The sequence below is a fragment of the Virgibacillus siamensis genome (genome assembly GCF_039522605.1).
GTDB lineage: Bacteria > Bacillota > Bacilli > Bacillales > Amphibacillaceae > Lentibacillus > Lentibacillus siamensis.
The window spans coordinates 23271-45612 of the sequence record NZ_BAAADS010000024.1 but is presented as its reverse complement, the minus strand read 5'-3'; the positions used below and the strand labels follow the sequence as shown (position 1 = coordinate 45612).

23 protein-coding genes are annotated in these 22342 nt (G+C 41.8%); 5 read left to right on the top strand and 18 right to left on the bottom strand.

Translation table 11 applies throughout. The features are described 5' to 3' along the window. Nucleotides 1-60 precede the first annotated feature (60 nt). The 4 genes from ABD010_RS15060 to cshA form a co-directional block, all read right to left on the bottom strand. Nucleotides 61-1488, bottom strand: a complete 1428-nt coding sequence (locus ABD010_RS15060) for a PH domain-containing protein (RefSeq protein WP_343814884.1) — start codon at nucleotides 1486-1488, stop codon at nucleotides 61-63. Continuing rightward, entirely contained in the window at nucleotides 1478-1957 is a 480-nt protein-coding gene (locus tag ABD010_RS15055) for a PH domain-containing protein (protein WP_343814882.1), read from the bottom strand. The genes ABD010_RS15060 and ABD010_RS15055 overlap by 11 nt, the downstream gene beginning before the upstream one ends. Before the next feature lie 112 nt (nucleotides 1958-2069). Then, nucleotides 2070-2327: a hypothetical protein gene (locus ABD010_RS15050; protein ID WP_343814880.1), complete on the bottom strand. Its 258-nt coding sequence runs from the start codon at nucleotides 2325-2327 to the stop codon at nucleotides 2070-2072. A gap of 29 nt (nucleotides 2328-2356) precedes the next feature. Next, a complete protein-coding gene (gene cshA, locus ABD010_RS15045; protein WP_343814878.1) occupies nucleotides 2357-3838 on the bottom strand; it encodes a degradosome RNA helicase CshA in 1482 nt (493 codons plus the stop codon). A 298-nt stretch (nucleotides 3839-4136) separates the two neighbouring features. Between cshA and ABD010_RS15040 the strand changes: the two genes are divergently transcribed. Beyond that, a complete protein-coding gene (locus tag ABD010_RS15040; protein WP_343814876.1) occupies nucleotides 4137-5048 on the top strand; it encodes a DMT family transporter in 912 nt (303 codons plus the stop codon). A gap of 43 nt (nucleotides 5049-5091) precedes the next feature. Further along, nucleotides 5092-5946, top strand: a complete 855-nt coding sequence (locus tag ABD010_RS15035; RefSeq protein WP_343814874.1) for a DegV family protein — start codon at nucleotides 5092-5094, stop codon at nucleotides 5944-5946. 45 nt (nucleotides 5947-5991) lie between these two features. Here ABD010_RS15035 and ABD010_RS15030 read toward each other — a convergent pair whose 3' ends face one another. The 4 genes from ABD010_RS15030 to ABD010_RS15015 all read right to left on the bottom strand — a co-directional run bounded on the left by ABD010_RS15030 (nucleotide 5992) and on the right by ABD010_RS15015 (nucleotide 8763). After that, complete coding sequence (locus ABD010_RS15030) at nucleotides 5992-6687, bottom strand: alpha/beta hydrolase (RefSeq protein WP_343814872.1); 696 nt, start codon at nucleotides 6685-6687, stop codon at nucleotides 5992-5994. Nucleotides 6688-6789: 102 nt separating this feature from the next. Then, nucleotides 6790-7128: a YppG family protein gene (locus ABD010_RS15025; protein WP_343814869.1), complete on the bottom strand. Its 339-nt coding sequence runs from the start codon at nucleotides 7126-7128 to the stop codon at nucleotides 6790-6792. Between the two features lie 66 nt (nucleotides 7129-7194). Then, nucleotides 7195-7476: a glutaredoxin family protein gene (locus tag ABD010_RS15020; protein WP_343814866.1), complete on the bottom strand. Its 282-nt coding sequence runs from the start codon at nucleotides 7474-7476 to the stop codon at nucleotides 7195-7197. A gap of 387 nt (nucleotides 7477-7863) precedes the next feature. Beyond that, complete coding sequence (locus ABD010_RS15015) at nucleotides 7864-8763, bottom strand: YegS/Rv2252/BmrU family lipid kinase (RefSeq protein WP_343814863.1); 900 nt, start codon at nucleotides 8761-8763, stop codon at nucleotides 7864-7866. Nucleotides 8764-9003: 240 nt separating this feature from the next. Here ABD010_RS15015 and ABD010_RS15010 point away from each other — a divergent pair, with 240 nt between their 5' ends. Further along, a complete protein-coding gene (locus ABD010_RS15010; RefSeq protein WP_343814862.1) occupies nucleotides 9004-10080 on the top strand; it encodes an NADH:flavin oxidoreductase/NADH oxidase in 1077 nt (358 codons plus the stop codon). A 149-nt stretch (nucleotides 10081-10229) separates the two neighbouring features. Here ABD010_RS15010 and ABD010_RS15005 read toward each other — a convergent pair whose 3' ends face one another. The 6 genes from ABD010_RS15005 to ABD010_RS14980 form a co-directional block, all read right to left on the bottom strand. Then, on the bottom strand, nucleotides 10230-11564 hold the full coding sequence (locus tag ABD010_RS15005; RefSeq protein WP_343814859.1) for an alpha/beta hydrolase family protein: 1335 nt from the start codon (nucleotides 11562-11564) through the stop codon (nucleotides 10230-10232). A gap of 217 nt (nucleotides 11565-11781) precedes the next feature. Continuing rightward, nucleotides 11782-12549 carry a PepSY domain-containing protein gene (locus ABD010_RS15000; RefSeq protein WP_343814856.1) on the bottom strand — a complete coding sequence of 256 codons (768 nt, stop codon included), beginning with the start codon at nucleotides 12547-12549 and terminating at the stop codon, nucleotides 11782-11784. Between the two features lie 93 nt (nucleotides 12550-12642). Continuing rightward, nucleotides 12643-13995: an ATP-binding protein gene (locus ABD010_RS14995; RefSeq protein ID WP_343814853.1), complete on the bottom strand. Its 1353-nt coding sequence runs from the start codon at nucleotides 13993-13995 to the stop codon at nucleotides 12643-12645. Next, nucleotides 13992-14684 (bottom strand): response regulator transcription factor, encoded by a 693-nt coding sequence (locus ABD010_RS14990; RefSeq protein ID WP_343814850.1) that lies wholly within the window; start codon nucleotides 14682-14684, stop codon nucleotides 13992-13994. Before ABD010_RS14990 ends, ABD010_RS14995 begins: the two co-directional genes overlap by 4 nt. A 109-nt stretch (nucleotides 14685-14793) precedes the next feature. Continuing rightward, a complete protein-coding gene (locus ABD010_RS14985; protein ID WP_343814845.1) occupies nucleotides 14794-15195 on the bottom strand; it encodes a hypothetical protein in 402 nt (133 codons plus the stop codon). 16 nt (nucleotides 15196-15211) lie between these two features. Beyond that, on the bottom strand, nucleotides 15212-15775 hold the full coding sequence (locus tag ABD010_RS14980; RefSeq protein ID WP_343814842.1) for a GNAT family N-acetyltransferase: 564 nt from the start codon (nucleotides 15773-15775) through the stop codon (nucleotides 15212-15214). 93 nt (nucleotides 15776-15868) lie between these two features. Between ABD010_RS14980 and ABD010_RS14975 the strand changes: the two genes are divergently transcribed. Then, on the top strand, nucleotides 15869-16483 hold the full coding sequence (locus tag ABD010_RS14975; protein ID WP_343814839.1) for a VOC family protein: 615 nt from the start codon (nucleotides 15869-15871) through the stop codon (nucleotides 16481-16483). 228 nt (nucleotides 16484-16711) lie between these two features. Next, nucleotides 16712-18541, top strand: coding sequence for a S9 family peptidase (locus ABD010_RS14970; RefSeq protein WP_343814836.1), 1830 nt, complete (start codon nucleotides 16712-16714; stop codon nucleotides 18539-18541). A gap of 58 nt (nucleotides 18542-18599) precedes the next feature. Here ABD010_RS14970 and ABD010_RS14965 read toward each other — a convergent pair whose 3' ends face one another. The 4 genes from ABD010_RS14965 to ABD010_RS14950 form a co-directional block, all read right to left on the bottom strand. Continuing rightward, the gene (locus ABD010_RS14965; RefSeq protein ID WP_343814833.1) at nucleotides 18600-19100 is read right to left on the bottom strand and encodes a YbaK/EbsC family protein; all 501 of its coding nucleotides are present in this window, start codon (nucleotides 19098-19100) and stop codon (nucleotides 18600-18602) included. A gap of 266 nt (nucleotides 19101-19366) precedes the next feature. Further along, nucleotides 19367-20530 (bottom strand): MFS transporter, encoded by a 1164-nt coding sequence (locus ABD010_RS14960; RefSeq protein WP_343814830.1) that lies wholly within the window; start codon nucleotides 20528-20530, stop codon nucleotides 19367-19369. A gap of 1 nt (nucleotide 20531) precedes the next feature. Then, complete coding sequence (locus ABD010_RS14955; protein WP_343814828.1) at nucleotides 20532-21080, bottom strand: TetR/AcrR family transcriptional regulator; 549 nt, start codon at nucleotides 21078-21080, stop codon at nucleotides 20532-20534. Between the two features lie 463 nt (nucleotides 21081-21543). After that, nucleotides 21544-22305, bottom strand: coding sequence for a helix-turn-helix transcriptional regulator (locus ABD010_RS14950; protein ID WP_343814825.1), 762 nt, complete (start codon nucleotides 22303-22305; stop codon nucleotides 21544-21546). Nucleotides 22306-22342: the final 37 nt, after the last annotated feature.

The window sequence follows — 22342 nt, the reverse complement described above, 5'->3', positions numbered from 1 at the left end:
CCACACTAAATGGCAGGGCGCAGTTTGTACGTCGCTAAACGGGCGCTTCCGCTTTTGTTCCTACTCCCGGTAAGAATACCAGTCGGCTATTTGATTGACATCGGATTCTTCCAGTTCTTTCACGGTGAAATGTTTTCCCATGCCCATTTTTCCGATAATCGACAGTCTGACATTGGCAAGTCTTTGATGAACATGCACTCGATGCTGCTTTTTCTCAAAAGCCTGGACACGTTTATGGTACATTGTTATTGTATTCCTGCTCAAAAACCGGTAGCGCACTGTTAACTTTTTATCATCTTGACGAAAACCGCCATCTTTGTGGCGCAGAATGCCCAAATAGGCGCTCCCGGCCAGAACAATCAGGGGCAGCCATATAAAGGTTGGCAGAACGAAGGCGATTACCCCTGTAACGATAAGGAATAAAATGGATGAACGCAGCAAATAGAACTTGCGTGCGCGCTTTGGCAATGGCGTCAAGTCATTCGTTATTCCTGCGTATTCAGGCAGAAATTTTTGCAGAAACGGCTCCACTTCGTCCGCTTTCATAATCGGGAACAGAATCGATGAAAAATCCTCACCTTTATCCATGGATCCGCCGGCAATCTCTGCAAACACCGTTACATATCCAAGCGGCTGCCGAATCAGACTTTCTTGTATGCCTACTGCCTGAATCCGCTTCATCGGTATGGTCAGCTGCTTTTTTTCCAGCAGTCCACGTGTGATAAACAGTTCATCCTCCATTTTGGTGATCGTAAAATTGCCGTATTTAATCATTGTTCCAGCTATTCCGAGAATCCAGAGCAAGAGCAGTCCAATTAATCCCAATACAATCATAATCGTAATGCCCAGTTCGATTATCCATTCAAATGTACTGTCATAAAAATCATCCGGAATGAATTGTTCCAGTTCCGAGGACCCAAATGCAGCAATAGCAAGAATAACCCCAATACTGCCGGATGTGGTTCCAGCAATAAAAAGCCGCTTGAACGTAATCGTTGAAGATGGCCAATCTTCTTCAGCATCTTCCGGTTCATTGTCCTGTTCAACAGTACTTACCGTTTTCAATTCACGGCGTAATGCTTCCCCTTCCGAAAGCTTCACCGCTTTTAATGACGCTTCTGCACCCGTGCTGCTCCCGGCCGTTTCAATATTTACCCGGGTCAGTTTAAAAATGCGGTGAATCACACTGGACGTCAGGTCAATCGACTGAATCCGGTTTTTGGAAATATAGCGTTTTTTTCTGACAAAAATACCATATTCAATCCGTAATTCGTCATCCTCCACACGATAGGTGTACCGATACCACGATAAAATACTGAATAGAATCATCAAAATAAGAATAGCGGATGCGCCAAGTATAAAATACATAAACGCGCTGTCTTTAAATGAAATAAACCCTAAAATGATTGCAAAAGCAGCTTCTTTTACAACCCGTATAAAGTTAAAAAATACCGCAGCCGGATGGAGTCTTTTCTGTTCAGACATCATCTTCATCCACCCTTGCCAGTGCGGAAATACGATCCCTCAGTTCCGAAGCATCCTCTTCCAGCAGTGCTGGTATTTCATGAGTAGTAGCTGCGGTGGAAATCGTAACACTGGCCAGCTTGTATTTTTTCAAAATAGGTCCCTGCTGTGTATCCACATGCTGGACCCGGATCATCGGAACTAAAGTACGTGATACAATCAGGATACCGTGCTGAATATAGATTTCCTGTTCAAACACTTCATACCGCCATCTTCGCCAACGCAAAACCGGAAGTAAAAATACAAAAAAATAAGTACTTATTGCACTTATCACAATAGCAATTGCGATAATCCAAACCGGCCAGTCGAAAATAAAGGTTAGTACCGTCGCAGCAATCGCAGCAAACCATAAAATTGCGACGAAAATACCGGCAGTGATTTTCCACGCTTTGATTGCATCTTCTGCGATTGTATGTACTGGTGGCTGTCTCAATTGGAATCCCCCTTTTTTTGATCTATAGTTCTTATACGGAAGAAAGGAACACTCGTCAAATCTTATTTTACATCATTCCACACCAGGGGTACACATACATTTGTTCAATGGATTAGCCAATTATCAAACACAAACCAGAGACTTCAACCGTTGCAGGGCAATTATCAACCGTAAACCGAAATAATAAATGTTGTAGCACTTTGACCGGGGGAGTCGAATTTTTCTTCGGCGGCTTCCGGCTTTTCTTCGGCGGCTTCCGGCCTTTCTTCGGCGGGTTCCGGCCTTTCTTCGGCGGCTTCCGGCTTTTCTTCAGCGGGGTCCCCGAAACACTTCGGGCAGCAGCTTTAACGGCACTTTTAAAAAATATCAAAAAAGCTCCTTATCCAAAGGAGCTTTTAACTAGCTGTTATGCTTATTGTTTTTGTGATTTCTGCGTTTTTGGTAATTTCCTTTACGGTTATAGCCGCCGTGACCACCACGTTTTCCCTGTCCGCGTTTTCCGTAAAACTTTTTGTTATTGTTCCGGTAATTTTTGCCTTTTCCGCCTTGTGGTTTTTTAACACTGATCGGCTGGACGGAGGAAATGCGTACCGGTGTATTTTTGCGTTCCTTTGTCAGCATTTTTAATGCAGCGGAAATGACTGTTATCGAGTCATGGTCCTGAAGCAGATCGCTTGCTGTTTCCTGATAATCAGTTAAATCCTTTTTATCAATCGTGCGTAGCAGCTTGTCCACCGCTGCCTGCTGCTTGCCGCGCTGTGCTTCCTTGTTGGTTGGCGGCATAATCCGCTTCATTTTGCTTTTGGTCACCTGTTCAATTATTTTGAGATGGCCCATTTCCCGCGGTGTGATGAATGAAATGGCTTCACCGGCTTTCCCGGCCCTTCCTGTTCGGCCAATCCGGTGCACATAGCTTTCCGGATCTTGTGGGATATCAAAATTATAAACGTGCGTTACGCCTGAAATATCCAATCCGCGTGCCGCCACGTCCGTTGCAACGAGCACTTCCACACGTCCATTTTTAAATTTATTTAAAACGGACATCCGCTTGCCCTGTGTCAGATCCCCATGAATTCCTTCTGCTCGGAACCCTCGAATCTGCAGACCTTCCGCAATCTCATCCACCCGCTTTTTTGTACGGCTGAATACAATCGCCAGTGCTGGTGCATTGATATCCAAATGGTTGGTAAGCGTATCGAACTTATATTTTTCCGGTACTTCAATGAAATACTGGTCAATATTTTCCACAGTCATTTCTTTCGCTTTCACTTTCACTTCTTTTGGTGAATCCATCAGATTTGTGGCAATATCACGGATTTCCTTAGGCATTGTTGCAGAAAACAGCAATGTCTGCCTTTGTTCAGGAATATTTTTTAAAATCTCTTTAATATCGTCAATGAAACCCATATTCAGCATTTCATCAGCTTCATCCAAAACTGCAGTCTGGATACCGGCAGTCCGGATTGTCTTCCGGCGCATATGGTCAAGCAGTCTCCCTGGTGTTGCCACGACAATCTGCGGACCATCTTTTAGCGCACGTATTTGCCGTTCCATATGCTGTCCGCCATATACAGGCATTGCCCGAATACCCCTGAATCTTGCCAGCCGGTTAAGTTCTTCAGCAACCTGTATGGCTAGTTCTCTTGTCGGGGCAACGACCAGCCCCTGAATCTTCTTCTGATTTTTATCGATTTTATCGATCATGGGAATTCCAAATGCTGCCGTTTTTCCCGTCCCTGTCTGTGCCTGACCAATTACATCGTTTCCTTGCTGAGCAAGTGGTATCGTCTCCGCCTGAATTGGCGTTGCTTCTTCAAAGCCCATTTTTTCCAAAGCCTTCATAATGGGCTCTGAAATATTTAATTCTTTAAATGTTGTCACCTTAAAACTCTACTCCTTTTTATTCCAATAAAATCCAGAAAAACTCAGGCCTAGCCCCGTTTTATAGCGAGTACCAAAGTTTTTCCATAAGGTCATCCTTAACTTATACTTTCAAACGTTATAAATTATGAGGCTTCACCCAATTCAGGAAGAGCCTCATCCTAGAAATCACATGCGAATAACAGTCAACCTATCATAACACATGTCCCTTCATGATTTCCACTACTTCCTAAATGATTTTTTCATTCAGGAATGTTAAACTGTATGAGATTACATATAAACGTTAAGGAGGAATACAATGCGCCTGCCTCCGTTCAATCCATATATAGCAGTTATTATCGGTGTAATATCCGTATCATCAGCAGCAGTTTTGGTAAAATTGGCTGATGGTGCACCTGCTTCGATTATTGCCAATTATCGCCTTTTATTTGCCGTTATCCTTATGGCCCCGTATATTTTCGTCAAACACCGCAATGAATTTCGATTAATTCAAAAAAAAGATTGGCTGCTTTCCATACTGGCCGGCGTCTTTCTGGCATTTCATTTTATTCTCTGGTTTGAATCACTGAATTATACATCCGTGGCAAGCTCCACTGTGCTTGTTACGATGCAGCCTATCTTTGCCTTTCTGGGAACATACTTTATATTTCAGGAACGTTTTTCTCCGGGAACCGTAATCAGCATGGTTATCGCCTTATTTGGCAGCATTATTATCAGCTGGGGAGACTTTCGTATAAGTGGACTGGCCTTATTTGGTGATTTTCTTGCACTCATGGGCGCCGTAACCGTTACCGCCTATTTCCTGCTTGGGCAGCAGCTTCGAAAACAATTATCGCTTATGACCTACACCTTTGTCGTTTATAGTATCAGTTCCCTGACACTCATTCTGTATAATTTGGTTTTGCAAAACGAATTTTTTGGTTACTCCGCCAACCATTGGCTTATTTTTCTCGCACTGGCCGTCATTCCGACATTTTTTGGGCATTCATTGTTCAACTGGGCACTGAAATGGCTCAGTACTTCAACCATTTCGATGGGGATTGTGTTTGAGCCAATAGGTGCTACAATTCTGGCCTATTTTATATTGGACGAAGTTGTATCATGGTCACAGTTCCTTGGCGGGACAATCGTTATTTTCGGGTTGTTTTTGTTCATTATGAGCACAACCCGGAAATCAAAGGTAACCATTGCACGAAAGCATCATCATTAATTCAGTTTCCATATCAGAATAAACTATGAAATGGGGAGTTGTCATGACTATTCAATTAATGACGGACGGGGGAGCCGATATTCCAAAACGGATTGCAGAGGCAATGGACATTGTTACGGTTCCTCTTTACCTGCACTTCAAGGATCAACATTATAAAGCCGGGGAAACCATTGATTTAAAAACGTTTCATCAAAAGATAAAAGATACAGATGAACTCCCCCGCTCCGCAGCACCCAGTCCTAATGATTTTTATGATGCATATAAACGAATCGAAAGCAGTAAACCCATTATAATGCTCAGCTTATCAAAAGGCTTAAGTGCAACGTACGAAAATGCAAGACTTGCTAAAAATATGCTGCTTGAAGAAGAACCGGATCGAAAAATAGAAGTGATCAACACAAAAACTGCTTCATGCGGAATCGGTCTTCTGCTGCATGAAGCCAAAGTCAAAATAGAAGAGGGTTTTACCTACAATCAGCTTGTGGAACACCTCCATCAGCTTGTTGAGCAGACAACAACGCTATTTGTACTAAAAACGCTGGAAAACCTTATTAAAGGAGGGCGCTTAGACAAGGTCAAAGGCACAATAGCCAAAACTCTTAACATTAAAGTGCTGATGAAAGCAAGTGAAGAGGGCACGATTGAGGTAGCTGACCGGGTTCGCGGTGATAAAAAATCCATCCGGCGATTTATTGAACAAATAGGTGAATATACGAAAGACTTTGAAGATAAAGTGATCTCCATGACTCACTGCAATGCCGAGGATCGAGCCAAACATGTTCTTGAAGAGATTCGCAAAAAATATCCCTTCAAGGATGCCTACGTAACCGAAATGGGTCCGTTGATTGCAACCTACGCAGGAGAAGGCGGCCTGGTGATTTCATTTTTAAAGGATTAGGAAGACAAAAGCAGGGAGAGTGCCATGAACGCATTCTCCCCGCTTTTAACCTGGGCTTTTCAGCAGAAATTCATGAACCAGCGTATTAAGTGTGTCTTTGTCGTCTCCCAGGCAGATTAGATGCCTGGAACGTTCAAAGAAGATCACTTCCGTCTGATCAGAGGTGATTTCTTTATCCATATAATAAACCGTCTTATATGGAACCATTCCATCCTGCTGACCCTGAGCAATTAATACAGGCAAATCCAATTCCTTCAAGTATCTGCGAGTAAACCGCACGAGTTTTAGGAATTCAATATTTGCTTTGAATGGGACTTCACCAAGCTTCTGCTTATAGTGCAGGTATAGTTTGTTTTCCCGCAGCCTTCCTTTAAATCCGTCCATAACAGCGTCCTTAACATCCTTAGCCATCTGGCGAAACGATAAATACTTACCTGCCGGAGCAAGAAGCACTAATTTATCTGTCGGGTATTTTGCTGCCAGATACGAAGCAATCATGCCGCCCATTGAAAAGCCGATCATGTAAATTTTTTCATATTTACCCTGCATCTGTTTTAGTTTATTTTCTGCTGTTTCCAGCCATTTTTTGTGGGATGCATTTTCCAGCGCTAATTTGCGTCCATGGCCCGGCAATGTCGGCACCTCGATATGCCAATCCGTATACTCCTTTAAATAGCGTACAAGCGGATCCACTTCATATGGACCACCTGTGTAACCATGAATTACCAGACATGCAATCATACAAATTCTCCTTTGTCGTCCTTCACTCTTTATTTACCCCTTTACGGCATTCTTCATGCAAAATGAAAGCTGATGAATGAAGTTTTCACCAGCTGACTCGGATTATTTGAATTGCTTCATGAGTGCGCCAATTTGTTTAACAACCGGGGAAACCTGTTGAACGGTATTGGCAACCTGGCCGATTGTGGACATCAGTTTATCCAGGTCAACGTCCTCTTTTTTTTCTTCAAAATAATGGAATAGTTCATTTCCTTCAGCTGCTTTGTGGAACTGACTGCCTGACTTGTTAACCGGGTGCCAGTTAAGCGGTTGTTTCGGTTTTGAAAAATACTCAAAAGGTGTCTGAGGGGTTTCTTTTTGTTTGGGAACCGGTTTATTAAATGGCGATTGCTGCATATATGGCCGCTCATGGTTCGCGTAATTGAAATATGATTTAACCATTACACACACCTCTTCTGCAAGTTCTTTCATTAAAATATGCTGAAACTGCAGAAAGTGTGCGGAACGCTAATAACTTCCATATTCAGAACTAAAAAAGGTACTGCCCTGATTACCTGCACTTAAAATCCGATTAATTTTATTTTTTTGCAGTCCCAGAACCATTTGATCATCAACAAAAGTAACCGGTGTACCGAAAACGCCTTTCTCCTGAAGCTGTTCCATATATTCATGATTTTCACTAACATTTTTGGTTTGAAAATTTACATTCAGCGTATTTAAATGTGCCAGCAATTTATCACATTGGGAACAGTCATCACTTACATACACAATCACATTTCTCTCATTCATAGATGATATCCTCCCTGAAGTTTGTGAATTAATAGTTAAACTTCACACATTATTTACCCACGTATTAAATAAAATAAACGAGTTTATGTGAAAAAGATTACAATAACGTTACAAAAATTATTGGCAAAAGTCACTGCTGTGCCCGGCTGACAGTATTAGAATTTTTTTAGCTTCCAAAAAATAACAAAGTACGCTTCCAATAGAAGCGTACTTTACATGGCCTGTTCCTGATGGGTAATTGATATCCCATTTATTAACTATAGAACAGAAGCCCATCCCATTTACAGAATACAGGATGCCTAACTTATGTGCTGTGATTCAAATCACACATACTACACTCTTTTTATATTTGTCCCAATTTAGTGCCTGCATTTTTTTCTGAGTAACTCATGGTGTGACGGGAAGGTATACCATCTGAATGTGACCGGGAAGTATACTGATTCTATCAGGGGTGACACCATCCACTTCACCATCCATATCAACATTCATTTCCTTACCTGTTGAAATGAAGACAGATGAAGTCTGGAAATGAACAACCTCCGTAAGCTGATCCGCATCTGTATCGGGATGATTCATGGCCAGTAATTCACGTAATGATGCAATGGTTGAATCTTTAATAATGAGCACGTCCAGCAGTCCATCAGACGGGCTTATAGCAGGAACAGGAAATTGTCTGGTTCCGACAAACTTTCCATTTAAAACCAGAACCATAACCGCTTCACCATTATAGGTTTCGTTCTCGCTCGTTATTTTATAAGAAAACGATTCTGCCTGGTTAACCGTTTTTAATGTACTCATAAAATAACTAAGCACGCCAAAATTCTTTTTATGTGCTTCATCGATATTTAACGATGTTTCCGAAACAAGACCAATCCCCCAGAAATTGAGAAAATATCGTTTATCAGCATTCCCAATATCAATACCTGTTATTTCACCATTCACGATTGCATCAGCGGCCTGTCTCAAATTTTGCGGCATATTCAGCATCCGGCTGAAATCATTGCATGTCCCCCCGGGAAGAATCGCAATGACGGGGCGTTTTTTCAGGGGAGCAATACTGTTTATACATTCATGAACGGTACCATCTCCGCCAAGAATGATAATCAGGTCAACTTTTGGTGCGTAGTCCACACATGTACCTTTCAGATCCTCTATCGACATTGTCTGCATCACAGTCAATTCCTTGATGGACATGGACAAAACAGGCAATGTTTCAGACAAATTCTGTTTTATTTCAGCTGCATTTTCATTGCCATTGAAAATGAACAGGGCTTTTTCATATTTCATCGTACATTACCTCCAAAATTACTCCCGTTTGCCTAATAGTTAATATGAAATCATCATAACACAAGTTTTGCTGCCTGTTTTTAAAATTTAATCGGTACAATTGGCGAAGTGGAAAACTTCCCGGTTAAGAGAGTATTTTGAATTAGAGAAATCAGCTAAATTGACAACGCAAATATTTTAACTTAAGGTAATTCTGAACATGGTAATGGTATTGAATTTCATATATAGGAGGCACAATCTATGCCACATCTTTTTTCTCCATTAACGATTAAGGATATAACATTACGTAATCGAATTGGGGTCTCCCCAATGTGCCAATATAGCTCAGAGGACGGTCTGCCGAATGACTGGCATCTAGTGCATCTTGGTTCCCGCGCTGTTGGCGGTGCAGGGCTGGTGATTGCTGAGGCGTCAGCTGTTGAACGAAGAGGACGCATTTCTCCGGAAGATTTGGGTATTTATTCAAACAACCATACAGAAGCTTTCAAAAGGATTACCCAGTTTATCAAAGACCAGGGCGCTGTTCCGGGGATTCAACTGGCGCATGCCGGCAGAAAGGCATCCACATATGCCCCGTGGAAACAGAAGGAATTTGGCGTTAATGTCCCGGATGACCAAGGCGGATGGGAAGTTGTCGCCCCTAGTGCTGTTCCTTTTTCCGAGAACAACCGCGTGCCAAAGGAAATGTCTAAAGCAGATATTCAAGAGGTACAGGAGGCATTTCGCCTGGCAACAGCCAGAGCCCGGGACGCGGGATTTGAGTGGGTTGAATTTCATGCAGCCCATGGTTATTTAGCACATAGTTTCTATTCACCGCTAAGCAATCAGCGGACAGACGAATACGGCGGCAGTTTTGAAAATCGGATCCGGTTTACAATCGAAACGGTTCGGTTGATGCTTGAAGAATGGCCGGAGAAGCTGCCATTTACTGTTCGGATATCCAGCTCAGACTGGGAAGATGGCGGCTGGACGATTGAAGATTCCATCGCACTGTCCAAACTCCTTAAAGAAGAAGGAGTAGACCTGATTGATTGCAGTTCCGGGGGAAATACACCGAATCCATCAATCAATGTGGGACCGGGTTACCAAGTCTCCTTCGCGGAAGAAATCCGTCACAAGGCAGATATTGCAACTGCAGGTGTGGGGCTGATCACAGATGGTATGCAAGCTGATGACCATATCCGCAACGGACGATGTGATATCGTGCTGATGGCAAGAGAAATGCTGCGGGATCCATATTTCCCAAAACAAGCCGCACATGATGTCCATCAATCCGAAAACCTGGACACACCACCACAATACGAGCGCGGGTGGTAAAGGGAAGGATTCCTTTTCCCATCTAAAAGTGGAAAGAGATAAGTTAGTTACTAAACATTTTAAGCCGAACAGCAATTTTAGCTGTTCGGCCATTTTCTTTTTTCGTCCTTTTCATACTATACGTCTTTATTTAATACGATGTACATTCCTTAGTCTGCTCCATTATTCTTTAAAAAACTTAGAATACCCTTTATTAATCCATCCACCAATGGAAGATCAGGGTCGCTGTAAGCGTCCATATTTTCCCGGCGATCTTTCGGTGCTTTTTTCAGTACATGATTCATTTTGGGAATCAAAAGCAGTTTAGAATTTTCGTTCGCCTGATGGAGTTTTTTCGCCGCACTGACCGACACCTGAATATCATGCTTTCCATTAACGATCAGCATTGGGATCTCCAATTTTTGGATCTCTTTACTAGGATTATATTGCATCCAAGAAGATAGAAAAGACTGAACAGACGGACGAAAGACGCTTTGTAATTGCTGGGGTACATCCTTAACATGTTCGCCTTCCTTAAGTTTATCCAATATGTCCTTGCTTTCTTGCAAAAGATTGTCAGGCAATTGTTCTTTTAATTGATTATACATTACCTGATTAATGGGTTGACCTGCACCTGCCAAAGAGATAAAAGCATCAACATTCGTTTCCTGTGCAGCAAGCATGCCAACGAGTGAGCCCTGACTGTGTCCGGTAATGCCCACCTTTGAAAAACGTTGGTCATTATTCAGTTTTCCAGCCCATGCAACAGCATCGTTTACAAATCGATCGAACGTCAATTTCTCTTCCGGAATTACTGCGGATTGATTTTTACCTACACCCCGTTTATCGTAACGGATACTGGCTATGCCGTGTTGGGCCAGTTGCTTCGCTAAACGTTTCAAACTGTCGTTTTTCCCGGGAAGTGCTGTTGAATTACCATTACGATCCGTGGGGCCTGAACCAGGAATAATAATCATGACCGGATAAGGGGTATCTCTTTTTGGGGTCTCCAATTCGGCATACAATGTCCCTTTATCAGTTTCCAGCTTTAAAAATTGTCCTTCATCTTCTTCCGTTTGATTGGCTTCCTGTTTATCCTTGGCATTCTTCAATTCAAAGGGAAACGACTGGCCATTCTGTGTGAATGTTCCTTCGATTGTATCGTCCTTTAGCGAACCGTCAAACGCAATATGCTGCCCTTGAATATTCGCCTGAAATGAAACATCCGTCTTGTCCGTTGTAACCTTTGAAAGTGGGTAGTCTTTCACTCCCTGAACCGGAATGCTAATTGTTCCATTCAGTTTTTCCCCAACATCAAATGAAACAATGATTGGTAAATCCTGCTTTGGTAATTTAATGGAACCCTGCCAGGTACCTTTGATTGTGTCCGCCAAAGTATCAGCCCTTTGATCTTTTTGTCCTTCTCTGTGATCATCACCACAGCCCGTAACTAACAGCAGAACGACGCTCAAAAGCACAGCAATCATGACTATTCGTGCTTTCATTTAATAACTCCTTCCCAACCTGTACTAGCAAACCAATTCATCATCAACACAGAACAAATCAAGTTAAATTATCATACCATTTCCTCTATACAGCCTACGATCCAACTTGGAAAAAGTTTCACTATCTACTTATATTGTCTTATCAGTGCGGAAATCTTTATTTTAAACGCCATAAAAAAATAGCAGCCGGGTTCCCGGCTGCTATTTTAATGGGATCCTATTCATTATTGGCATCGCTGGCATCATCTTGATTATTACCCTCATCATGGCTGTCACCACGATCATCATCCCGGTTATTCGAATTGCTGTTTGTATCATCAGCACTATCATTTTCATCCGTATCAATTGACATCACGATAATTTCACCCGTATATGCATCGATATCAAATTCTGCTTCTTTCTTATCCGACTGGACCTCAATTTCATAAATCAATCGGTCATCATCTTCATCCAATTCACTGCTAATGACCGTTCCAGAAACCTCTTTCAGCGCGATTTTTTGTGCTTTTGCGGCGCTGACTCGGGGTTCCTTGGATGGTTCGTCATCTTTGGATGCGTTCTTTTTATCATCGTTTTTTTCCTTTACATTATCGTCACGGTCATCCCTGTCGTATTCTTCATCATCTGCGTCATCATTTTCATTTTTGTCATCATCTTTATCGAATCGGTCATCGTCCTTTTCATCTGAATCAGCCTTGTTAACACTTTGTTTTTCCAAGGAGAGGACATCACCTGTATTTCCATCAAAAACAATATCGTATTCTTTTCCATCCTGAACAACTTCTACCTCATAAACGGCACGCTTTCCTTCTTTATCAAGCTCAAATTCGGTTATTTTACCAGGATATTGCTTCTGAATCTGGTCTTTAATCTGTTCCATTGACAATTTCGGTGCTGCCTGTGAAGCGCTTGTGTGATACATACCAAGTCCAAGTGCGGATAAGCCGAGCAAAATACTTAAAATAAATCCTACTTTTTTCTTCATGTTAAATGCCTCCCTGTTTTCATCCTGTGTACATCTTATCCCTTTCAGATGAAAGATCGATGTGTAAAAGATTAGAATTCGATGAGAAACATATTAGTTTTCATTTATAGCTGGCAGCCTCATGCTAAAGGCAGTGCCTTCACCCGGTTCACTGCTCACAGATAAGCTGCCGTGGTGTTCTTCCATAATAACTTTTGCGATGGCCAATCCAAGTCCAGTACCGCCTAACTCGCGGCTTCGTGATTTTTCAATACGGTAAAACCTGTCAAATATTTTTTCTGATTCTTCCGGTGGGATTCCCTTGCCATAATCCTGCACATTTATCTGTACGGTCAATCCCTGCTGTGAAATATGGATGTCCACCGCCTTGTCGCTGTATTTCAGCGCGTTGTCCATTAAAATATACACTACTTGCTGCAATTGATCATGATTCCCGTTAATATACATTTCATCGGTCTCTGTTTCAAAAACCAGTTCACGATCATAGGCACCCTTGAATTGATCCACTATTCCCTGAACCAATTGGACAACATTCAGCTTGCTGTAAGTTTCCTGTTCCTGATTTTTGGCAAGCAATAGCATTTGCTCAACCAGCTTTTGCATACGATCTGCTTCCGAATCAATCGCCTGTACAGACTCTTGTAAAAGTTCCGGATTATCCCGTCCGCGCCGCTGCAATAATTGTGCGTAACTTTTCACGATGGAAATTGGCGTTTTCAGTTCATGTGATGCATCCGATACGAAAATTTCCTGTTTTTCGAAGTTATCCTTCAAATAATCAATCATCACATTAAACGTCTCTTCCATTTCATACAGTTCATCATGCGATCGGTTCTCGAGATTAATTTTTTTCCACGTGGTGTGGGTTACATTTTCCCTCATTGTGGACGTCAAGGACTTTATCGGTTTTAAAATAAACCGTCCCAGCAACGTTCCGGCAATGATTGTCGGAATCAGTACGATGATTGATGCCACCACTAACACATAAAACAGTGTTTCCATCGTTTCCGAATGTGCCACAAGCTGCTTATATACCTGTAATGTTGCAACTTCTCCGTTTTCCCAGATGATTGGTTTGGAAACAGTCAAAAAATCAGCATTATCCTTTAGAGGGATGACGCTGCTTGTTTGTTTTGTTGCGTAACTTGAAGGCAGATTAAGATAAGACTTGTCCTTTGTCAATGTTGACATAAGCATACTGCCATCTTTTCCAACGACCCGAATCATTCCATCCGTCGGCAAATACGCCTTCAGCAATTCACTCTTTGCTATCGTAGAGGAATCGTTTAAGGCTGTGACAATTTCATCCGTCTGCTCCGTCAGTTCCGTCCTTTCCCCATTCAGTGACATTGTATGAAACATATAATAGATAGCCGTGTTGACCAGCAAAACAAGAATCAGCATAAACAGACTAGAAAATAGACGGATCTTCGTTGATAACTTCATTGCGCAGTTTCCTTTATCGTATACCCGACACCACGAACCGTTTGAATATACTGGCTGTCAAAATCTTTATCAATTTTCTGCCGTAAATAACGGATATAAACGTCCACTACATTGGTGTCGCCATAATAATCAAAACCCCAGACATGTTCAATTAACTGATCCCTGGTTAACACCTGATTTTTATTTTTCAGCAAGTAGATGAGCAAATCAAATTCGCGGGGGGTCAGTTCAATTTGGTGATCATTCCGCTTCACTTCACGTGTACCAGTATCAACAACAAGCTCCCCAATTGCCAGTTGACGACTGTCCATTTCAGCTGTTGTCTGCAGCCGTAAATGTACACGAATACGGGCGAGCAGCTCCTCAATTTGAAACGGCTTCGTCATATAGTCATTCGCCCCAAGATCCAACCCGCTTACTTTATCATGCACCTGATCTCTTGCTGTCAACAGAATAATCGGTGTTGTCCGGTTGCTGCGCCTGAATCGCCTCAACACTTCCATCCCGCTCAGTTCCGGAAGCATAATATCCAGCAGTACAAGATCCCATCGATTATTTTCCAATTTGTTCAGTGCATCTTTTCCATTGTCAGCAATATCCGTTGCATAATTTTCATATTCCAGTTCAAGCTGTAACACCCTGCTGAGCTTTTGTTCATCTTCCACAATTAAAATGTTTGGTTTACCCATATCAATCACCTGTTTCATAAATACCTTTTCATGTACTATACCAAACCTTTATGGAAATGTATCGAAAAACGGCTATAACTGGCTGGCAAACTCGCGGAATGATTACAATTTAGAACGGTTGATGTTCCGCCCTGTGCGGTTGATGTTCCGCCCTGTGCGGTTGATGTTCCGCTTGTGCGGTTGATGTTTGGTCCCGTGTGGTTGATGTTCCGCCCTGTGCGGTTGATGTTTGGTCCCGTGTGGTTGATGTTTCGCCCTGTGCGGTTGATGTTCCGCTTGTGCGGTTGATGTTTGGTCCCGTGTGGTTGATGTTTCGCCCTGTGCGGTTGATGTTCCGCTTGTGCGGTTGATGTTTGGTCCCGTGTGGTTGATGTTCCGCCCTGTGCGGTTGATGTTCCGCTTGTGCGGTTGATGTTTGGTCCCGTGTGGTTGATGTTCCGCCCTGTGCGGTTGATGTTCCACCCCGAACGATGATGTTTCCCAGCAGCAACATAACATGACAGGCAGCCATATCCAAAGCACACCCGTCAGCGTACCTTGGCAAAAATACACGTATCCCGCAATTCATCCCCATCGACTGCAACTGAATCGTTGCAATGGACTCCTTCCAACGTAAATCCAAGTCTTGCCGGTATAGCACGACTTCTCACATTTTTTGCATCGCACTGAACTTCAATACGGTTGGCACCGAGCTCGCTGAAGGCGAATTTCGTCAGACCTTCCACCGCTTCTGTTATGTATCCTTGTCCAGTTTTTCGTGAATCAAGCCAATAACCAATCTCAAATTTTGGAACATCCCAATCAATCCGGTGCAGACCAGTCAATCCGAGCAACTCTCCCGTCTCCCGGTGAAAGATGTGCATCCGCAAATCCGTCCTTTTCAAAAACGCAGCATGTGCTTCACGAACATTTGCCTCGACTTCTTCAGCGGTCTGGTCTTTTTGGGCAAACGGCAGCCACTTTTTCAACTCCACTTTACTTGCCTGAATCGCTGCATAAACAGCCTTACCATCACCGGGTTTTGGCATCCTAATATACAATCGATCCGTATAAAATTCAGTTGAAAAGTCACTTAAAATTGGGTTCTGCATCTGCTTCCATCTCCCTCTGCAAAAATAAATTTCTTTTCATTATATCCATTTTTCTGTAAAATTGCGATAACAACTTTTTAAGGAGGTGAAAAAATGCTTGCACTTGACCATATTATTCTTGCTTCTAAAGATCCGAAACAGGCTGCGGAGGCTTTTGCCAACAGACACAATGTAACCGTTCTGAAAGGTGGCAAACATGAAAATTGGGGAACGTACAATTACCTTGCTTATTTCAGCAATGACTGTTATCTGGAGTGGCTTGGAATTTTCGACGAGGATTTAGCAGCCAAGTCCGAAAATCCCCTGATTGACCAACTTGTCCGCACATTAAACAGTGATGTGGAGGGGGCAATTCAATATGCACTGCGAACGTATGGTATGGATGATTATTTGAAGCATTTTCATGAACAGGACGTATCATTCACCGGACCAATTGCCGGAAGCAGGAATCGCCCAGACGGTTCACTCCTGGAATGGCGAATGCTTTTTCCGCAAGCTGAAATCATCCGTCATCCGTTTCTAATTGAGTGGGGTGACGAAAAAAACGTGCCGACCGACTCCAGCCTCATCAACCAACAGCAGATCGACACCATATATCCGGTAATAGCTAACTCAAACGACTTCGATACCATTTTCCAAACAGATCATCAACTTGCAAACGTACAGTTTAAACCGTCCGCAATGATGAGATTTTCCATATCCAAATAACCCGCAGTCAAAATACTTGCGGGTTTTTGGTTGCAAAATAATCCATTTGAAGAGGTCATCGAGCGTGCCTAAAGAAGACAAATGTTCCAACCAAGTTACACCAGTTACGAAGATGGCCATCCCAATAGTTATTGCAAATTTTCTTGCTTTTTTCTGGTTATAATAGAGGATTCCACCCCTCACAAATAGAATACATATTATAAATTCTTAAGAAAAGGGGTTTTTATATTGACAGAAGAAATGGCGAAAAAAAGAAACACACCATCCACATACACCATCGAACAATTTATGAACACGGAGAGCATAGCGGGTGTATCTATTTCATATGATGATACGAACATTTTGTATGCAAGTGACAAATCAGGGGTATATAATGCCTATTCCATTAGTAAACACGAGAAAGCTCCCAAACAGTTGACACATTCGACAGATAATTCCATTTTCCCAGTTTCTTTTTTCCCGGAAGATCAACGCTTTTTATATGAAAGCGACAATGGTGGAAATGAAATAACCCACCTCCATTTGTGTGATGAAAATGGACAGACAAAGGATTTGACTCCAGGTGAAAAAGAAAAGGCAATGTTTCACGGGTGGAGCAGGGACCGCCGAAGTTTTTTCTATGAGTCAAACATACGAGATGAACGCTATATGGACCTGTATGAAATGGATGTAGAAACATTCACACCCCAGTTAATTTTTCAAAATGAGGAAGCCTATCAGATTACCGCCGTATCACCGGACAAATCTTCTATTGCCCTGCATAAGCCGGTAACAGCTAACAATTCGGATATGTACCTTTATTCACCTGAAGCAGGGTTAGAGCACCTTTCTCCACATGAAGGTGATGTTCAGTATATACCAATGACCTTTGATGCAAAATCATTGTATCTCTATTACGTGACCGATGAAGAGAATGAATTTCTTCAACTGAAAAAAATGCATGTCAAAACAAAAACCGTGGAAACAGTAGCTGAAGAAGACTGGGACATTATGATGGCCAAATTTTCACCGAATCATAAATATCTTGTTTACGCATTTAACAACAATGGGAAAATAGAGATGAACATTTTAGAAACGCAAACTGGGGCTTATTTGGAAATTCCAGGCCTTCCTGACGGACAGATAAGCGATGTAACCATTTCCGAAAGCGAGAATCAACTGGCTTTTCTATTAAACAGTTCCAATGCACCGGCGAACCTGTACGTTTATGATTTTAACGGGGATAAGCTGCAATGTTTAACCGATACGCTCAATCCGGAAATCGATCAAGATCATCTCGTGGAAGCAAGTGTTGTACATTATGAATCGTTTGATGGACTGTCTATTCCGGCGATCTATTACGAACCGGTCACAGCCAGCGAAACAAAGGTGCCTGCACTTATCTGGGTACACGGGGGTCCTGGCGGGCAATCAATGGTCGATTACAATCCGATCTTCCAATATCTTGTCAACCAGGGCTATGCCGTACTAGCGGTAAATAACAGAGGAAGTTCCGGTTACGGCAAGACGTTCTTCAAAGCAGCGGACCTGAAACATGGGGAGGTTGATTTGGCGGACTGTGTGGAGGCAAAAAAATTCCTTACGTCTACAGAACGCATCGACGAAAAGCGAATCGGCATTATCGGCGGTAGTTATGGCGGGTACATGGTTCTTGCTGCGTTAGCATTTCAGCCCAATGCTTTTAAAGTTGGTGTGGACGTATTTGGTGTTTCCAATTGGGAGCGGACATTAAAAGAAATCCCAGCCTGGTGGGAAGCAATTCGAGATGTCCTGTACAAAAAGATTGGCAACCCATACACAGATACAGCATACATTCGCAGCATATCACCCCTGTTCCATGCGGAAAATATTCAAAAACCGCTTATCGTCCTGCAGGGAGCCAACGACCCGCGCGTGTTGAAAGCCGAGTCTGATGACATTGTGGAATCTGTTAAGAAAAATGATGTCCCTGTTGAATATATCGTCTTTGATGATGAAGGACACGGATTCACCAAACGTGAAAATAGCATTAAAGGATTTTATGCAGTAAAAGAATTTTTGGATCATTATTTAAAGTAAACCTTATCAGGCGGGGAAAACTGGTTCCCCTCCTCCAATTCGATTTGGCACAAAATTGTTAGAGAATACTCTCCTTTAAATCAGTCTTTTCCCAACCTTTGCAAACATCTATCCATTCCTTGGAGAACGAATAATGAAATAATTCATCGTTGGTCAATTCTATGGCGGAGTTCGAGCTTCCGCAAGCCGGGAAAATGGTTTCGAAGCGTTTCATTGAGACATCTAGGTAGACGTCGATTTCATTTTGCAATCCAAACGGGCAAACGCCCCCTATCGCATGTCCAGTTTCCTCCAACACTTCATCAGGAGCGAGCATACGGGCTTTGAAACCAAATGTATGACGAAATTTCTTATTGTCGATTTTTGCATCCCCAGCGGCGACGACCAAAATGGCTTTTCCCTCTTTTCTTCTTAAAGACAATGTCTTTGCGATTCGCGCAGGAATTACGCCAATTGTGTCGGCTGCTTGTTGAACAGTAGCACTCGATGTTTCAAATTCCATCACATCATCTTCACGATTCCATTCTTTAAAATACGCTTTTACATTTTCTAGTGACATCTTCTTCATTCTCCACTGTTGGTATTATACAGAATAATAACACACGTCAGTTAGAATAAACGAACAGGTTACTCAGCCAAACAACTTAACCACCTGCTCCTAAAAGATTGCTCCTCAATCCGCTTCCATACAATTTCGACCAATGTAATTATTTAAGATTTTAGGTAATTAGAATATTTCGATTGCATTTTAACACACATTCGAACATTGAATGACTAATTTCCATAAGACCGGACGCCAAACCCCTATTCCATATTCTTATATTTTCAAACACAAGATTCCATCTTTTCACTTTTTTCCGGGGTATCATTTACTTTGGGTTTAATAAAAACAGCCGATAAACCTATAAAACTAAACAGAATAAAGGCCATCTTGTAATCAATCGATTGTATCAGCGTACCTGCTATTGCGGATCCAATAATTTGACCGAGAGCTAGAGTCAAAAACGGTAGACCAATCCCCAGTGATGATTGTCGAGGATACAGTTTAACCCCCCACACAAGTAAAACACCCGTTAAAAAGACATATGAACTCCCAAAAAATAATGCTGATAGATAAATCAATCCGATTTCTGAATGAAAAATCGGAAGGATCACAATGGATAAAAAGGCAATAATAACGGTTAGTCTATACGCCTTACCAATCCCTAGTTTTTCAATTAAATTTCCTGCGATACCCCCAGCGACTCCTGATACACCAATCATAATCCAAAATATAGACGTAGTTAAATGGGATAAGTCGCTTTCATTCGTTATATAATCCTTCGAAAAAGTCCAATAGATGGCTGTAGCAATTCCCATTACCAGAGAAGCAATAACAAGGAAAATAGACTTTTTCATATCTGCTTTTTTAAAGGAAAATATCTTTTGTCTGGACTCCTCTTGCTTTTTAATTCTAGGAATATTTATGAAATTCCAAATCAAAACTGCTAACGCTGCAAAGGTAAATAAGGTGTACACCATTCGCCAATCTCCCGAAAAAAATAACACGATAGGCCCCGAAATCATAACCCCAAAACCCGTTCCCGCATTGACCCAAGTATTTGCTTTATCTTGAAACGGTTTTTGAACCGTTTCTGCTACGACTTCACCGTACGCAGGTGATCCAAAACCTGTACTTGCACCCGCAACGAGGACACCTACAGCAAGCATAATCTCATTTGTGGAAATCGCCATTAAAAGCATACCCACAAAAGCAGAAATTCCTGCAGCTATAATTGATGGACGTGGCCCCAACTTAGGAATGAAAAGCGTTGAAAGGGTAATGGCAATACAGTAGGCAAAATAAGAACTGGATCCAATAACGCCAGAGATTGCAGGACTCATATCCAATGTTGATGAAATATCAGGTAACATTAATCCATAGCCGAATCTCGCTAAACCGTATGTTACTGCAATCATTGCTATGCCCGGTAATACGATCCGTTTCACATTAATCCCTCGCTTCGTTTAAAATAAGGTTGCTCAATTCTTTCGTATGGTGGATGATTCCATCAGGGGCAAATGCTTCTGCCATTGTAGTCGCTCCTTCCAGCACAAGCGCTACTTTAGTTGCGGTAAAATATGGTTTGTTTATACCTTCCTCCAGAGCTGCGGATTGAATATGACTTAATACTTTTTGTTTATGATCTTTAACAAACTGAGTCACCTTTGTCTCAAATTCAGCGTATTCCTCAAGTGCACGGAAAAATAAACATCCCTTGGCATTCTGTTCAGTAATCCATTGACAATGAGCATCTACAACTGATCGTACAGATTTCTCTCCCGCGAGTGATCTCAAATAGTTAAAATACTTTTCTTCACGATATTTTAAAACACCCAAAACCAAATCATTTTTTGATGGAAAGTATCGGTATAATGTCATGGTAGCCACACCAGATTCTTTTAAGACCTTGTTGATTCCGGTGGCATGAAACCCACCATCTACAAATAACTGTTCAGCAGTTTTAAGGATTTGTTCTTCTTTTGGACGAATAGACATAATATTTCCTCCTTGAAGTGATGTAGAACGTTCTCTCTACATAAAGGTATCATATTACTTTGCTTAAATTCCACCGTAAAGTTTGAAACATAGAAAAAAGAGATAAATATTTTCATTGACGAAGAGTATTAAATGGGGTTTTATTACAATAAAAAATGATTATCCAAGGATGATTAAATCACAGTATATCCATCATCATAAATTAGAGGTAAGTCCAACGTCATCCGAAGATGCACCGTCAAAAGAGTTAAAAGAGTTTCCAAAGCTAAAAATAGTTTATTTCTTTCTTGGAATCTTTCTTATATTTTCCCAATCAGTTTCACTTAATCCCGCCTTTTAATTCAAAGCATCAATTTATTATAGATATGTATCCGTTAGCCCTAATTTTTATTCCGATTAGCGCCCATTGAGGAAGATCAAGGATGAATTTAACCACACATAAAAACGTGTTGTGGACAGTACTTTAAGACATAGGAACATACATACACCAAAAAAGATCTTCGTTTCCATCCACGTGGGTAGCGGAATGAATGCGGAAATGATTAGTCTGGCCTTGCTCATCATCTATCGAAATGAAACTTACCTTCTTCTGCTCAATGTGATGCTGTTTCCATAGATTTTGAAACAACTTGCTTTGCTGTTTTAGATTTAAAAGGAGTTGATTAAGAATGGGGTCCTCCGGAAAGCGGTCATAAATGCCGCGAAAGACTGCAACCGAATAGGTTGAAAATTCATCCCAATTTTGAATACGATCCCGAATACTTCCCTCCAAAAATAGGAGTTGCAGTAAATACCGTTCATCAGAAGCACAAGAAGAGAACGGAAAAAGCATTGTTTCCGCCCCTCGATTCCAAAAAATAACCTTGGAACGCTGATCTGTAATGAAGGATGGAAATGGTAAATCGTCGATTGTGGCTTGTAATGAATCATTATATTGTTCTTCATTCGGCAATGATAATGCTTCATTATACGCTAAGTTGAAAAGATGTTCTTTCTCGTCAGGACAAAGTTGTAACGCTTGACCAATATTCATTAAAACATCCCGTGAAGGTTGAATGTCTTTTCCCTGTTCTAACCATGTATAATACGTCACACTAACGTGGCTAAGATAAGCAACTTCTTCCCGGCGCAGACCCGGAGTTCTTCGTCTTCCCGAAGTCATGTAAATACCGGCTTCTTCAGGCTGAACCCGTTCTCGCCTGGACTTTAAAAATTGGCCAAACACCTTGGAATGTACACTTTTTTGCATAATACTTGTTCAT